Source organism: Erwinia sp. 009765445, assembly GCF_058137865.1.
Genome location: NZ_JBYUWC010000004.1, coordinates 213,799 through 228,378 on the forward strand (window position 1 = coordinate 213,799; position 14,580 = coordinate 228,378).

Consider the following 14,580-nt stretch of genomic DNA (forward strand, 5'->3'; position numbering starts at 1 on the left):
TGCATCGTTATAGCCAACTTTTAAGCTCAAGGAGTTGGCATGTTATTTTCATTTTTTCGTCTGCTATTCCGGCTGGTGTTTCGTTGCAGCCTGAGGGGCGATTTAGCCGGGTTAACAAAAGAAAAAGTCCTGATTGTCCCTAATCACATGTCCTTTCTTGACGGGGTGCTGCTGGCCGTGTTCCTGCCGGTAAAACCGGTGTTCGCTGTCTATTCCTCCATCAGCGATCGGTGGTATATGCGCTGGGTTCGTTCGGTGATTGATTTTGTGCCGCTGGACCCGACTAAACCCATGTCAGTCAAACATCTGGTTAAGATGATTGGCCAGGGCCGCCCGGTGGTGATTTTCCCGGAAGGTCGCATTACCGTGACCGGTTCGCTGATGAAAATCTACGACGGGGCGGGTTTTGTTGCCGCCAAATCCCAGGCGACCGTAGTGCCACTGCGGATCGAGGGGGCAGAATTCTCGCTGTTTGGTCGGCTGGCTGGTGTGTTTAAACGTCGCCTGTTCCCACGGATCAGCCTGACCGTTCTGCCTGCGACCACACTGCCAATGCCGGAAGCAAAAACCGCGCGTGAGCGTCGCAAGCTGGCAGGTGAGCATCTGCACCATATTATGATGGAAGCCCGCATGGCGGTGCGACCGCGTGAGACGCTTTACCAGGCATTTCTGGCCGCCCGCTCGCGTTATGGCTATTTCAAACCCTGCATTGAAGACGTTAATTTCACGCCAGACAGCTATACCGGCCTGCTGAAAAAAACGCTGGGGGTCGGACGCATTCTTGAGCGTTATACCACCCAGGGTGAGTATATTGGTCTGCTGCTACCGAATGCTACGGTGACTGCTGCCGCGCTGTTGGGCGCTTCAATGCGCGGTCGCGTTCCGGCGATGCTCAACTACACGGCGGGCGTGAAAGGACTGACCAGTGCACTGAAGGCTGCCGAAGTGAAGACGGTATTCACCTCGCGGCAGTTCCTTGATAAAGGCAAGCTCTGGCATCTGCCGGAAGGGATCACCGACGTTAAATGGGTGTTTCTGGAGGATTTGAAAGAGACCGTCACTACTCAGGACAAGCTGTGGATCCTCAGCCGTTTGCTGTTCCCTTCACTGGCTGCCGTTAAGCAGCAGCCGGAAGATGCGGCCATGGTACTGTTTACGTCCGGTTCGGAAGGAAACCCGAAGGGCGTGGTGCACTCGCATAAAAGCCTGCTGGCGAACGTCGAGCAGATCAGGACGGTGGCAGATTTCACCCCTCGCGATCGTTTTATGTCAGCGCTGCCGTTGTTTCATGCTTTTGGCCTGACAGTTGGCCTGTTCACGCCGTTGATGACCGGTGCGCAGGTCTTTCTGTATCCCAGCCCGCTGCATTACCGCATCGTGCCGGAGCTGGTCTATGACCGTAACTGTACCGTGCTGTTTGGCACTTCCACCTTCCTTGGCAACTACGCTCGTTTTGCCAATCCTTATGACTTCGCACGCCTGCGTTATGTGGTGGCCGGAGCGGAAAAATTGCAGGAAGACACCCGTCAGACGTGGATGGACAAATTTGGTATTCGTATTCTTGAAGGGTACGGCGTGACGGAATGTGCGCCTGTCGTGGCAATCAACGTGCCGATGGCCGCGAAAAATCACACCGTCGGGCGCATCCTGCCGGGTATGGATTCCCGGCTTATTTCTGTTCCGGGTATTGAACAGGGAGGGCTGTTGCAGCTACGTGGCCCTAACATTATGAAAGGCTATCTGCGCGTTGATAACCCAGGCGTGCTGGAAGCGCCACAGGCGGATAATGGCGAAGGTCAGATGGAGGCAGGCTGGTACGACACCGGGGACATTGTCGACTTTGACGATCACGGCTTTTGCCAGATTCAGGGCAGGATGAAGCGTTTTGCCAAAATAGCCGGTGAAATGGTCTCGCTGGAAACCGTCGAACAAATTGCGCTGAAGGCTTCGGCTGAGAAGCAGCATGCTGCTTCAATGAAGCCGGATGGAAATCGCGGGGAAGCGCTGGTGCTGTTTACCACGGACAGTGAGCTGACCCGCGATAAACTACAGCGTGCCGCCCGTGAAATCGGCAGCCCTGAACTGGCAGTACCGCGCGATATTCGTTTCCTGAAACAGCTGCCGCAGCTGGGCAGCGGCAAACCAGATTTTGTGACCCTGAAACAAATGGCTGAGCAACCGGAGAACAATAACAATGAGTAATGCCGCCAGCAATGAAGGGATCATGTCGCGAGGGATGATGGCGGTGATTGCCGCCCAGTTCCTCTCTGCCTTTGGCGATAACGCCCTGCTGTTTGCCACCCTTGCAGTACTTAAGCAGCAGGTGTATCCGGACTGGAGTCAGCCCGTATTGCAGATGGTCTTTGTCGCCACTTACATCATTCTTGCGCCGTTTGTTGGTCAGATAGCGGATAGCTTTGCCAAAGGGCGGGTGATGATGTTCGCTAACGCACTGAAGCTGCTCGGGGCGCTGGTGATCTGCTTTGGCTTCAACCCGTTTATCGGCTACAGCCTGGTCGGTGTGGGGGCTGCAGCCTACTCCCCGGCGAAGTACGGCATTCTGGGAGAGATCTCCGGCGGTGAAACTTTGGTGAAGGCCAATGGCCTGATGGAATCCTCCACTATCGCAGCTATTCTGATTGGCTCTGTCGCCGGTGGGGTGCTGGCTGACTGGAACCTGCTGGCCGCGCTGATTGCCTGCGTACTGGCCTACGGTCTGGCGGTGGCGGCAAATCTGTTGATCCCGAAACTGTCAGCGGCCCGGCCGGGTCAGACCTGGCATCCGGTACAAATGTCCACTACCTTTTTCCGTGCCTGCCGCGTGCTGTGGCGTGACGGCGAAACCCGCTTCTCTCTGGTGGGAACCAGCCTGTTCTGGGGAGCGGGCGTCACGCTGCGTTTCCTGTTGGTGCTGTGGGTGCCGGTGGCGCTGGGCATTACCGACAACAAAACGCCTACGCTACTGAATGCAATGGTAGCGATCGGGATAGTGGTTGGTGCTGGCGCTGCAGCGAAGCTGGTGACGCTGAAAACCATGGGCCGCTGCATGCCTGCTGGCGTGTTGATCGGTGTAGCGGTGGTTTGCTTCTCTCTGCAACATACGGCAGCCGGAGCTTATGGACTGTTGATTGCCATCGGTGCACTGGGCGGTTTCTTTGTGGTGCCGCTTAATGCGCTGCTGCAAATGCGTGGTAAAGAGAGTGTGGGGGCAGGTAATGCAATTGCGGTGCAGAACCTCGGTGAAAACGGCGCAATGCTGCTGATGCTGGGGCTGTATTCACTGGCAATTAAGCTGGGATCGCCGCCGGTGGCTACCGGGGTAGGTTTTGGCGCGCTGTTCGCGCTGGCGATTGCTGTGCTGTGGGGCTGGCAACTGGCTCAGAAACGCACTCGTGTCGCGCGGGGAGAATAACTTCAGATTTTGATGCATCCTGGCGGGGCGAATGAACGCCCCCTGCAATCTACCCACAGGGACGGAATAAATTCCGCCCGCCAGCAAGGCTTTAAGGAGAAGGGAAAGTATAGCGGCGGTGGATCGCCTCCAGCCCCTGCAGGACATCCTCATTCAGCGTCAGATTGTAGCTGTCAATGTTAATCTTCAGCTGTTCCAGCGTGGTGGCGCCCAGCAGGGTACTGGCAACGAAAGGTTGCTGACGCACAAAGGCCAGAGCCATTTGTGACGGATCCAGACCGTGCTGTTTCGCCAGCGCGACGTATTCAGCGATTGCCAGCTGCGCCTGCTCGCTGCTGTAACGGGTGAAGCGGCTGAACAGCGTATTACGAGCCCCTTCCGGTTTTGCCCCGTTAAGGTATTTGCCGCTTAGCGTGCCAAACGCCAGGCTGGAGTAGGCCAGAAGCTCAACACCTTCGTGCTGGCTGATCTCCGCCAGCGCCACTTCAAAGCTGCGGTTCAGCAGGCTGTAGGGGTTCTGGATGCTGACGATGCGCGGCAGCTCATGCTTTTCAGCCAGCTGCAGGTAACGCATCACGCCCCATGGCGTTTCATTCGACACGCCGATATAGCGAATTTTCCCGGCACGAACCTGCTCATTCAGCGCTTCCAGCGTTTCCAGCAGCGTCACGGTCGCCATGCTGTCGCTATATTCATAGTTCAGCTTGCCAAAATAGTTGGCCTGGCGCTGTGGCCAGTGCAGCTGATACAGGTCGAGGTAGTCGGTGTTCAGGCGCTTCAGGTTGGCATCCAGCGCTTCGCGGATATTTTTACGATCGAGAGCCTGACCCGGACGGATTGAGGCATCTGCGCCACGGACTGGACCGGCCACTTTTGAGGCGAGAATGATTTTTTCGCGGTTGCCGCGGGCTTTCAGCCAGCTGCCAATGTACTTTTCGGTTAAACCCTGGGTTTCCGGGCGCGGAGGCACCGGATACATTTCGGCGGTGTCAATAAGGTTGATACCAGCGCTGAGCGCTAAATCTAACTGAGCATGGGCGTCGGCTTCACTGTTTTGCTCACCAAACGTCATGGTGCCCAACCCCAGGCTGCTGACTTCAAGAGTGCTGTGGGGGATACGATGATAGTGCATTTGCCGGCTTCCTTTTTTCATTATTAAAAGGTCTGGAACCTGGCAGCGAACTTCACGCTCAGGTAGCGCTTAACGGCGTGCAGCCAGGTCCGGCATTTGACTATAACCGTCGTGTGCAACAGGGGGAAGAGGGGATTTATCGGGAAATGCGTTGAGGCCACCCGTTTTACGGCAACAGGTGGCAGAAATTTGCGTTAGCGTTCGACAATCGAGGAAACATCGTCGCCGTTAATTTGTAATTCATGACCGGCATTATCGGTATATTTCACCAGCCCGGTCTCTTTATCAATTTCCGGTTTGCCCTGGGTCATGATCATCTTGCCGTCTTTTGTTGCCATCACGTAATCACTGCTGCAGCCGCTGACCAGCGTTGCCAGCACCAGCGCAACCGCGCCAAACATCCACTTCATACTTAGCTCCCTTAGCCTGTCATCTGTCTAACATTATTACGCTCTATAGCACAATGAGGCTATCGTAACACTCCGAAAATGTGCAGCAAGCACGGAGTGTCATTGACTTTTTTCGTAAAGTGATATTACAGGATGACAGGCTGGCCGGGACCCCGGCCAGTATTTATCCGGTATGATTCTTTTTATTTCTGAGTAAATTCAGGCACTCAACAGCCATTGAGAAGAACATGGCGAAATAGATATAGCCTTTCGGAACGTGAATATTGAAGCTTTCCAGAATCAGGGTAAAACCAACCAGAATAAGGAAGGCCAGCGCCAGCATTTTTACCGAAGGATGGCGTTCAACAAATTCGCCAATGCTGCGGGCGGCAAACATCATCACCATTACCGCAATCACCACTGCAGCCATCATAATAATCAGATGGTCAGAAAGGCCCACTGCGGTTATCACTGAATCAAGGCTAAAAATAATATCCAGCAGCATAATCTGCACGATGGCACCGGCAAAGGAGTTAACGTTGGTCGTATGCTCTTCTTCGCTCCCTTCGATCGTTTCGTGGATCTCCTGGCTTGATTTCCACAGCAGGAACAGGCCACCAAAAAGCAGGATAAGATCCCGGGCGGAGAAGCTGTGATCCATCAGTGTGAACAGGGGATGGGTGAGGCGGATCACCCAGGCAATCGAGGCCAGCAAACCCAGACGCATCATCATCGCACCGGCCAGGCCCAGACGGCGTGCGGCATTCTGCTGCTGTTTTGGCAACTTCACCACCACCAGAGACAGGAAAATAATGTTATCAATACCGAGGACGATTTCCAGAATCGTCAGCGTACCCAGCGCCAGCCAGGCATTCGGATCGGCAATCCATTCAAACATATAAGCATCACATCCTAAACGAGAAGTAAACGAAGAGGATACTCAACCCGCCCAGCAGAAGCTATAGCCATGATCCTGGTAAATAGCGGGCATTTATCTGGTTCTGAGGGTTACAGCAGAAAATGGCGAACCAGCAGGGGAGCAGTAAAAGTTTTCTTTAGATAGAACCCGCGAGGCAACGTCATGATCGGCTGACCGTTTTCCCCGATACCCTCGGTCAGCGCCTTACTGTTGGCCGCTTTCGGGCGGATCTGCAGTACTTCACCATGACGGGCAGTAATCCGTTCTACCTGGCCCAGCACAATCATATCCATCAGCTCTTCCCAGTCCTGTCTGAGCTGCGCCTCTTCCTGTTGATCGGGGCTCCACAGCAGTGGAGCCCCGATCCGACGGTCAGCCAGCGGAATGGCACGATCGCCTTCAACCGGAACCCAGAGTACACGAGCCAGCTTATGGCGAACGTGGCTGGTCTGCCACACTACGCCCGTATTGCCAGTGAGGGGAGCCACGCAGACAAATGTGGTCTCCAGCGGTCGGCCCAGTGAATCTACAGGAATGGTTTTCAGCTCCACGCCGATCTCGGCGAAATCCTGCTCCGGCTTGCTGCCCGCGCTGGCACCCAAATAACGTTCAAGCAACATTCCCACCCAACCTTTATCCCGACGCAGGTCGCGGGGGATGGCAATATTCGCTCGCAGCGCCAGTTCGCCCAGCGTGTAGCCAGACAGTAGTCGCGCACGCTCCAGCAGCTGCGCTTCATTTTCCGGCGGAAGGATCGGGATAAAGGGTTGGGTCATGAATAACTCTCTGTTGCCGTTCAAAAAAACACCACTCTTTTTTGCTTTCCCTGCTCTGGCACAGGAGATTGTGTAAAAGTGAAATAATAGCATGATAAATCATGTTTTTTTATTCCTGGATCGGGAGTTTTTCCCAGGCCAGCTTAAGGTTATGCCAGAGTTGTCACTGGCAATGAACAGGATCTTACACCCTGTTATCCACAGAAAAATGGGATAACTCGGCTTTTATGATAATACTGTTTCGATTTACAGCCTTGACGTAGGGGGTTTTATCCATTTTAAACGCTTTTTTGTACATCTTAATGGCATAGCCTGTGGATAAAAACCCCGGTGTTCGATCTTTCACCAGTGCGGAATGGTATGAGTGTGACAGAGGGATGAAAAGGGTTGGTAAGGAGGGGGTATCCGGATAAATCCTAGTTTCCACAGAGGGTTAACCGCCAGGCTCAGATCAGGTTCTGCCAGTGTTCAGAAAGTTTTCCCCATGGGTTAACAGAGTTCTGCACAAAGCTATCCACAGAAAAGGTGAATAAGATCGCCCTGAAACGGCGATTTCTGTTTATAACTTTGCTCAACTCTGTGAGTTATCCCGCATCTGCCGGGTGCTGACGGCGAAAACCAGTGGTTTACCACCTCTAAGGAGTATGAAACAATCAGAACATCCGAGTTTTAGTTTGAGGTAGTCCAGTGATCGATGATGATGGCTACCGCCCGAATGTTGGTATCGTAATTTGTAACAGGCAGGGACAAGTGTTGTGGGCCAGAAGATATGGCCAGCACTCTTGGCAGTTTCCTCAGGGGGGAATTAATCCCGGGGAGACAGCGGAACAGGCGATGTATCGAGAACTTTTCGAGGAAGTCGGTTTGCACCGCAAGGATGTGCGTATTCTTGCCTCTACCCGCAACTGGTTACGCTACAAGTTGCCAAAACGTTTGGTGCGTTGGGACACAAAGCCGGTCTGTATCGGCCAGAAACAGAAGTGGTTTCTTCTGCAATTATTGTGCAATGACGCGGATATCAACATGCAAACCAGCAGTACGCCGGAATTTGACGGCTGGCGCTGGGTCAGCTTCTGGTATCCGGTACGCCAGGTGGTGTCCTTCAAGCGCGACGTTTATCGTCGGGTGATGAAGGAGTTTGCCGGCGTGGTAATGCCGCTGCAGGAGAATGCCGTACAACGAAATGCGCTCTACCGACGGAAGAGAGGTTAAGCCACGTAGATTATGCTCACACAGCTGCGCGAAATAGTTGAAAAAGTGGCCGGGGCACCCAGGCTGACCGAGGCGCTCGATATCCTGGTCAACGAGATCTGCCTGGCGATGGAAACCGAAGTCTGTTCGGTTTATCTCGCCGACCACGATCGCCGCTGCTATTACCTGATGGCGACCCGCGGACTGAAAAAGCCGCGTGGCCGTACCGTCGCGCTGGCCTTCGACGAAGGGATCGTCGGGCTGGTGGGACGGCTGGCTGAGCCAATCAACCTGGCAGATGCGCAGAGTCACCCCAGTTTTAAATACGTTCCTTCGGTCAAAGAAGAGCGCTTCCGTTCGTTCCTGGGCGTGCCGATCATCAGCCGTCGCCAGCTGCTTGGCGTGCTGGTAGTGCAGCAGCGTGAACACCGCCAGTTTGACGAAAGCGAAGAGTCGTTTCTTGTCACGCTCGCCACCCAGATGGCGACAATCCTATCCCAGTCACAGCTTAATGCCCTGTTTGGCCAGTACCGGCAGACCCGCGTTCGCGCGCTGGCGGCTGCTCCGGGCGTTGCTGTTGCCGCAGGGTGGGTCGACACCACCCAGCCTTCGCTGGACAACGTTTTCGCAGCTTCAACGCTGGATACGGCGCGTGAGCGGGAGAGGCTCTCTCTGGCTATGGATGAAGCCTCTGGCGAGTTCCGCCGCTACAGCAAGCGTTTCACTGCCAGCGTCAACAAAGAGAGCGCGGCAATCTTCGATCTTTATTCCCACCTGCTGAGCGATAACCGCCTGAAAAAAGATCTCTATGCCGAGATCGACAAAGGATCGGTAGCCGAGTGGGCGGTTAAAAAGGTGATCGAAAAATTTGCCGCCCAGTTTGCCAGCCTGCAGGACAGTTACCTGCGTGAGCGTTCTGGCGATTTGCGCGTGCTTGGCCAGCGTCTGCTGTTCCACCTTGATGACACCATGCAGGGCACCAATACCTGGCCCGAGCGGTTTGTGCTGGTGGCCGATGAGCTGACGGCTACAACCCTTGCCGAGTTGCCGCACGATCGTCTGGCGGGTGTGGTGGTCAGGGATGGCGCATCTAACTCCCACGCGGCGATCATGGTTCGGGCGATGGGGATCCCGACGGTGATGGGCGCGGATATTCAGCCCGAACTGCTGAACGGCAGGCTGCTGATTGTCGATGGTTATCGCGGTGAGCTGCTGGTCGATCCTGAGCCGGTGCTGGTGCTGGAATATCAGCGGCTGATCAGCGAAGAAAACGAACTGAGCAAGCTGGCTGAGGACGTGGTCGAGTGCCCGGCCGCGTTGAAAAGCGGCGAACCCGTCAAGGTTATGCTCAATGCAGGCCTGAGTGCCGAACACGAAAAAGCGCTGGGGAGCTGGGTGGATGGCGTGGGCCTCTACCGCACCGAAATCCCGTTTATGCTGCAAAACGGCTTCCCTTCTGAAGAAGAGCAGGTAGCACAGTACCAGGGCATGTTGCAACTGTTCCTGGAAAAACCGGTCACCCTGCGCACGCTGGATATCGGGGCCGACAAGCAGCTGCCGTATATGCCAATCAGTGAAGAGAACCCGTGTCTTGGCTGGCGAGGCATCCGCCTGACGCTCGATCAGCCGGAGATCTTCCTGGTGCAGGTGAGGGCGATGCTGCGCGCTAACGTTGCCAGCGACAACCTCAGTATTCTGCTGCCGATGATCACCAGCATTGACGAAATCGATGAAGCGATCCGGCTGATCGACCGCGCCGCGCTGGAAGTGGAGGAAATGCTGGGCTATACGATCCCGAAACCGCGTATCGGGGTGATGATTGAAGTGCCGTCGATGATCTTTATGATCGGTCATCTGGCCAATCGGGTCGATTTTATCTCGGTAGGCACTAACGATCTGACGCAGTATTTGCTGGCGGTTGACCGCAACAATACCCGTGTGGCTAACCTGTACGACAGCCTGCACCCGGCAATGCTCAGAGCGCTGAAAACCATTGCGGAAGAGGCGAAGCTGGCCGGAATAGAACTCTGCCTGTGTGGCGAAATGGCCGGGGACCCGGCCTGCGTTGCGCTACTGATCGGTCTGGGCTACCACCATCTGAGCATGAACGGTCGTAACGTGGCGCGGGTCAAGTACCTGCTGCACCATCTCGACTATCAAGAGGCACGCAAGCTGGCTGAATCTGGTCTGCGGGCGCAGCTGGCGACCGAGGTCCGCCATCAGGTGGCTGCCTTTATGGAACGTCGCGGGCTGGGTGGCCTGATCCGGGGTGGACGCTAAAGTTTCCCCCGGCGCAATCCCGACATAATCTGACCCGGGATCTCCGTAGCTTAATAAAGTTTACAGTTCCGCCGGGCCGCTGCAATTCGCGCTGTGCTATGATGCGCGCCTTAATGCAGCGTCGTGCGCGCACTGGTTAATAAATTCCGTCGCCTGCCGGTCAGGACAGACTCTATAAATGGTGAAAGATGACTAACGGCTATCTGGCTTTCCCCCAATTTGATCCGGTGATTTTCTCCGTCGGACCGATCTCCCTGCACTGGTACGGCTTGATGTATCTGGTAGGCTTTATTTTCGCCATGTGGCTGGCGGTGCGCCGTGCCAACAAGCCTGGCAGCGGCTGGAAAAAAGAAGAAGTGGAAAACCTGCTGTATGCAGGCTTTCTCGGGGTCTTCCTTGGCGGCCGTATTGGTTATGTGCTGTTTTATAACCTGCCGCTGTTCCTCGATAACCCGCTATATCTGTTCAAAGTCTGGGATGGCGGCATGTCGTTCCACGGCGGTCTGATTGGGGTTATCTGCGTGATGCTGTGGTTCGCCCGCCGCACCAAACGTAACTTCTTCCAGGTTTCTGATTTTATCGCACCGCTGATCCCATTTGGTCTGGGTGCCGGCCGTCTGGGTAACTTTATCAACGGCGAGCTGTGGGGCCGCGTGGCACCGGATCTGCCCTGGGCAATGCTGTTCCCCGGCTCCCGCAGCGAAGACGTCGCGCTGGCGGCAACGCATCCTGAATGGCAGACGTTGCTGTCTATCTACGGCGTGCTGCCGCGCCACCCTTCGCAGGTCTATGAGCTGCTGCTGGAAGGCGTGGTGCTGTTTATCATCCTGAATCTCTTTATCCGTAAAAACCGCCCGATGGGTGCCGTCTCCGGCTTGTTCCTGATCGGCTACGGCGCGTTCCGCTTTATTGTGGAATTCTTCCGCCAGCCGGACGCTCAGCTTGGCCTGTTTGACAACAGTATCAGCATGGGGCAGATCCTCTCCACACCGATGATTTTCGCCGGTATTGTGATGATGATCTGGGCCTATCGCCGTCGCGGCGCTCAGCAACTTCGTGAGGAAAAATGAAACAGTATCTGGATTTAATGCAGAAAGTGCTCGCTGAGGGCACGCCGAAAAACGATCGCACCGGTACCGGCACGCTGTCGATTTTTGGTCATCAGATGCGTTTCAACCTGCAGGAAGGTTTTCCGCTGGTCACCACCAAAAAATGTCATTTGCGTTCGATCATCCATGAACTGTTGTGGTTCCTCAATGGCGATACCAATACCGCTTATCTGCAGGAAAACAAGGTCACCATCTGGGATGAGTGGGCTGATGAGAATGGCGACCTGGGACCGGTTTACGGTAAACAGTGGCGCAGCTGGGGTGCCACCGGTGGTCGCGAGATTGACCAGTTAACCAAAGTTCTGCAGCAATTGAAAAGCGACCCGGACTCACGCCGTATTATCGTTTCCGCCTGGAACGTCGGCGAGCTGGATGAGATGGCGCTGGCCCCTTGCCATGCGTTCTTCCAGTTCTACGTGGCGGACGGCAAGCTCTCCTGCCAGCTCTATCAGCGTTCGTGCGATATCTTCCTCGGCCTGCCGTTTAATATCGCCAGCTATGCGCTGCTGGTGCATATGGTGGCGCAGCAGTGCGATCTGGAAGTGGGGGACTTTGTCTGGACCGGTGGTGATACGCACCTGTACAGCAACCACCTGGAGCAGACCCGGTTGCAGCTGACTCGTGAGCCGCGCCCGCTGCCAAAGCTGGTGATCAAGCGCAAACCTGCTTCCCTGTTTGACTATCGCTTCGAAGATTTTGAGATCGAAGGATACGATCCGCACCCGGCGATTAAAGCGCCAGTGGCGATTTGAGTTCGATCAGGAGCGACTCGCCGCTCCTGATAGCAATACAGGTCAGGCGGGCGGATAGCAGGCAAAGCGATCCGTCAGCAGGGGGTAACTTCCAGAGTCGGGCAGTTCAAAATGCCACCATTCGGTAGCGATACCGGTAAAGCCGCCGCCAAACATAATAGCGTTCAGCATCAGTCGGTTTCGGAGTGCCTCGCGGGTAAGTCCGGGGTAATAAGGGTGGGAACGCTCGTGCATTTCATCAAACCCTGCGCCCATATCCAGCACCTGACCTTCGCTGTCGATCAGCGTGACGTCAACGGCAGTACCTCGGCTGTGATTTGAACCCAGAGAAACCTCCACTACGTAGGCGGGGTCGGGGCAAGCCTGCCATAAATTATGCTGTGCAGCCTGCGGACGATAGGCGTCATAAACCAGCAGTGTATAGCCAGCCAGAGCGGCGATGCTGATGCTTTTTTCCAGCGCCGCTGCGGCATCGGGATGCAGCAGGCAGCGATCTTCACAGTAGACTGGCTGGCCGCAGATATTGTCGGCGGTGGCGTATTTCATATCGATGGTCAGTTGTGGAAAAGTTCCTGCCAAATCAATCAGTTCACACTCATCAGTCATAACAAACCCTGTTTAACATTCTTCTCTTTTCCCGGACGAATGGCGGTGGATGCCCTGAGCCAGACCGCTTTTCGGGCGATGCAGCTGGTGCATTCGCCAGCCAGAAGGGCAACATCATGCTGTTTTTGCGGCATATCCCGCAACTATTTTGCCAATGCAAACGACAGATTGATATTGCGCTGAAGGCGTCTCGCAGGGTTATTTTTCAACGCTGGACGACTTTTAAGATGAAGACCATCCTGCGCTGATGAAAATCAATCCCGGTTTTACCTTACTGGAACTGCTGGTGGTGATGATTATCGCCAGCACGCTGACGCTGACTGCCCTGGTCGGCTGGCAGAACTGGCAGCAGCAGCAGCGGCTGAATGCCAGCGCGCGCCAGATCCAACATTTCCTGCTGAGGCTGCGCAATGAGGCTAACTGGCACAACCGACAGCAACTGCTGTGGCAACGCAGCGGCAATAACTGGTGTGTGGGCAGCGGTCCGCTGCAGCTAACCTGTCAGCGCCAGCGTCGGGTCTTTGCTGCGCCCTGGCCGGAAATAACGCTGCGTTCAGTGACGGAAGGAATGGGTTTTTATGGTCGCCGTAACGTGGCGAAACCGGGACGCATAGTGATAGCCAGCGCAGCCGGGGAGCGGCATATCATCGTATCTTCCCGCGCCAGGGTCCGCATTTGCCAGGATTCGTGCCCATGAAACAGGCTGGCTTCACGCTGCTGGAAATGCTGATCGCACTGGCCATTAGCGGGATATTGATGATCGGCGCGGCAAGGTTTTTGCCTGCGCTGCAGATGGCGAATTTGCGCACTCTGATGAGTATTCAGCTCCATGAAGAGCTGCGGCTGATGATGAGCACGCTGGAAAAGGCTGTTCGCCGGGCGGGTTATTGCCGGGGAGACTGTTCGGGAGAGGCGCTGACAATCAATCCGCAGGGCAACTGCCTGTTGCTGCGCTGGGATGAAAACAGCAATGGCAAATGGGAAGGGGTGGAAAATGAAAACAGTGATTTTTACGGTTTTCGCCTGCGCGATGGAAATCTCGAAGCCCAGCGGGGTGTGGAGAGGTGCGATGCAGGTGGTTGGGAGAAACTCAACGATCCGGCAACCACGAAGATGGCAGAATTCCTGGTAGTCAGGGCAGGACAGCTGGTGCGGCTCAGGTTGAGCGGTTATATACTGGCCTTTCCGCAGCATCCTCTGACGCTGGAAAGCCTGGTGACGACCGTGAATTTATCCGCGCAGGAGAGTCGGTAAACGGAGCACCGGCTGTAACCTCATCAACCCCGGAGAGCAGAGATGTGGTATACGAAGGAGCAAGGGAGCGGGGCAATGATCATGGTGATTATGTTGTTGCTGATGTCAGCGGCATTACTGAGCACCACCCGTCGCCAGCTTGACGAGTCACTGAGCCTGGTGGCGGATGAGCGCCAGTATTTTCAGCAGGCCAGTCAGGCCCTGTCGGCACTGGCATGGGGCGAGCAGCAATCGTGGTCTCCACTGCTGGGCTGGCAGTGCAAAACGCTGGCTTCGCAGGCGTGGCGTGCCTGCCTGCTGGAGCAGGAGAAACTGCCCGTACTGCTGCGGGGAGACAGTGGAGCAGGCACGATAGCCTTTTATCAGTGGCTGGAGCGGAGCAGTGCTGGCTCTCTGGAAAAGAGAGCCCACGGCTGGCTGGACTTTTGCCCGCTATCAGTGGAGGCAGAATGTGAGCCGGATGAGTGAGCAACAGGGCTTCAGCCTGCCCGAAACGTTGGTGGCTCTACTGTTATTTACCCTCAGTTTCACTGCGCTAATGCACTATCAGCTGGCGCTGGCGAAAGGGGCTCAGCAACAGCTACAGCAAAGGGAGGCCTGGCGGCAGGCATGGCTCCGCTTTGAGGGTTATCAGGCCGTTGACTGGCAGAGCTCACTGATGCAGCGGCCTGGCCCTGAAGGTTGTCTGTTGCTGGCAGTGACGGTAACCAGCCCGCTGGGCCGCAAAGCGGAACTGAAGCAGTTGCAGTGTGATCCCTGA

At 55.5% G+C, this 14,580-nt stretch carries 15 protein-coding genes; 10 read left to right on the forward strand and 5 right to left on the reverse strand.

All coding sequences use genetic code 11. From position 1 onward, the window contains the following. The first annotated feature begins 39 nt into the window (after positions 1-39). Both aas and lplT read left to right on the forward strand, forming a co-directional pair. Positions 40-2,202 carry a bifunctional acyl-ACP--phospholipid O-acyltransferase/long-chain-fatty-acid--ACP ligase gene (gene aas, locus AC3Y5R_RS05780; protein ID WP_489920527.1) on the forward strand — a complete coding sequence of 721 codons (2,163 nt, stop codon included), beginning with the start codon at positions 40-42 and terminating at the stop codon, positions 2,200-2,202. Beyond that, entirely contained in the window at positions 2,195-3,412 is a 1,218-nt protein-coding gene (gene lplT / locus AC3Y5R_RS05785; protein WP_489920528.1) for a lysophospholipid transporter LplT, read from the forward strand. Before aas ends, lplT begins: the two co-directional genes overlap by 8 nt. 91 nt (positions 3,413-3,503) lie before the next feature. Here lplT and AC3Y5R_RS05790 read toward each other — a convergent pair whose 3' ends face one another. The 4 genes from AC3Y5R_RS05790 to mutH all read right to left on the reverse strand — a co-directional run bounded on the left by AC3Y5R_RS05790 (position 3,504) and on the right by mutH (position 6,628). Further along, positions 3,504-4,544: an NADP(H)-dependent aldo-keto reductase gene (locus AC3Y5R_RS05790; RefSeq protein WP_489920529.1), complete on the reverse strand. Its 1,041-nt coding sequence runs from the start codon at positions 4,542-4,544 to the stop codon at positions 3,504-3,506. A gap of 194 nt (positions 4,545-4,738) precedes the next feature. Continuing rightward, positions 4,739-4,954: a YgdI/YgdR family lipoprotein gene (locus AC3Y5R_RS05795; protein WP_158783985.1), complete on the reverse strand. Its 216-nt coding sequence runs from the start codon at positions 4,952-4,954 to the stop codon at positions 4,739-4,741. 163 nt (positions 4,955-5,117) lie between these two features. Next, entirely contained in the window at positions 5,118-5,831 is a 714-nt protein-coding gene (locus AC3Y5R_RS05800) for a TerC family protein (protein WP_489920530.1), read from the reverse strand. A gap of 110 nt (positions 5,832-5,941) precedes the next feature. Further along, positions 5,942-6,628 carry a DNA mismatch repair endonuclease MutH gene (mutH, locus tag AC3Y5R_RS05805; protein WP_489920531.1) on the reverse strand — a complete coding sequence of 229 codons (687 nt, stop codon included), beginning with the start codon at positions 6,626-6,628 and terminating at the stop codon, positions 5,942-5,944. 687 nt (positions 6,629-7,315) lie between these two features. Here mutH and rppH point away from each other — a divergent pair. From rppH to thyA, 4 genes are all read left to right on the forward strand, one after another. Continuing rightward, entirely contained in the window at positions 7,316-7,840 is a 525-nt protein-coding gene (rppH, locus tag AC3Y5R_RS05810; RefSeq protein ID WP_147199635.1) for an RNA pyrophosphohydrolase, read from the forward strand. A gap of 12 nt (positions 7,841-7,852) precedes the next feature. Further along, a complete protein-coding gene (gene ptsP / locus AC3Y5R_RS05815) occupies positions 7,853-10,099 on the forward strand; it encodes a phosphoenolpyruvate--protein phosphotransferase (RefSeq protein WP_489920532.1) in 2,247 nt (748 codons plus the stop codon). A gap of 188 nt (positions 10,100-10,287) precedes the next feature. After that, positions 10,288-11,169 carry a prolipoprotein diacylglyceryl transferase gene (gene lgt / locus AC3Y5R_RS05820; protein WP_489920533.1) on the forward strand — a complete coding sequence of 294 codons (882 nt, stop codon included), beginning with the start codon at positions 10,288-10,290 and terminating at the stop codon, positions 11,167-11,169. Continuing rightward, the gene (thyA, locus tag AC3Y5R_RS05825; RefSeq protein ID WP_489920534.1) at positions 11,166-11,960 is read left to right on the forward strand and encodes a thymidylate synthase; all 795 of its coding nucleotides are present in this window, start codon (positions 11,166-11,168) and stop codon (positions 11,958-11,960) included. The genes lgt and thyA overlap by 4 nt, the downstream gene beginning before the upstream one ends. Before the next feature lie 42 nt (positions 11,961-12,002). Here thyA and ddpX read toward each other — a convergent pair whose 3' ends face one another. After that, entirely contained in the window at positions 12,003-12,566 is a 564-nt protein-coding gene (ddpX, locus tag AC3Y5R_RS05830; protein ID WP_489920535.1) for a D-alanyl-D-alanine dipeptidase, read from the reverse strand. A gap of 247 nt (positions 12,567-12,813) precedes the next feature. Here ddpX and AC3Y5R_RS05835 point away from each other — a divergent pair, with 247 nt between their 5' ends. From AC3Y5R_RS05835 to AC3Y5R_RS05850, 4 genes are read left to right on the forward strand one after another with little or no spacing between them, the layout of a single operon-like run. Beyond that, the gene (locus AC3Y5R_RS05835; RefSeq protein WP_489920536.1) at positions 12,814-13,263 is read left to right on the forward strand and encodes a prepilin peptidase-dependent protein; all 450 of its coding nucleotides are present in this window, start codon (positions 12,814-12,816) and stop codon (positions 13,261-13,263) included. After that, entirely contained in the window at positions 13,260-13,820 is a 561-nt protein-coding gene (locus AC3Y5R_RS05840; protein ID WP_489920537.1) for a prepilin peptidase-dependent protein, read from the forward strand. The genes AC3Y5R_RS05835 and AC3Y5R_RS05840 overlap by 4 nt, the downstream gene beginning before the upstream one ends. 42 nt (positions 13,821-13,862) lie before the next feature. Further along, positions 13,863-14,288, forward strand: a complete 426-nt coding sequence (locus AC3Y5R_RS05845) for a DUF2509 family protein (RefSeq protein ID WP_489920538.1) — start codon at positions 13,863-13,865, stop codon at positions 14,286-14,288. Further along, positions 14,281-14,580 carry a prepilin-type N-terminal cleavage/methylation domain-containing protein gene (locus tag AC3Y5R_RS05850; RefSeq protein WP_489920539.1) on the forward strand — a complete coding sequence of 100 codons (300 nt, stop codon included), beginning with the start codon at positions 14,281-14,283 and terminating at the stop codon, positions 14,578-14,580. Before AC3Y5R_RS05845 ends, AC3Y5R_RS05850 begins: the two co-directional genes overlap by 8 nt.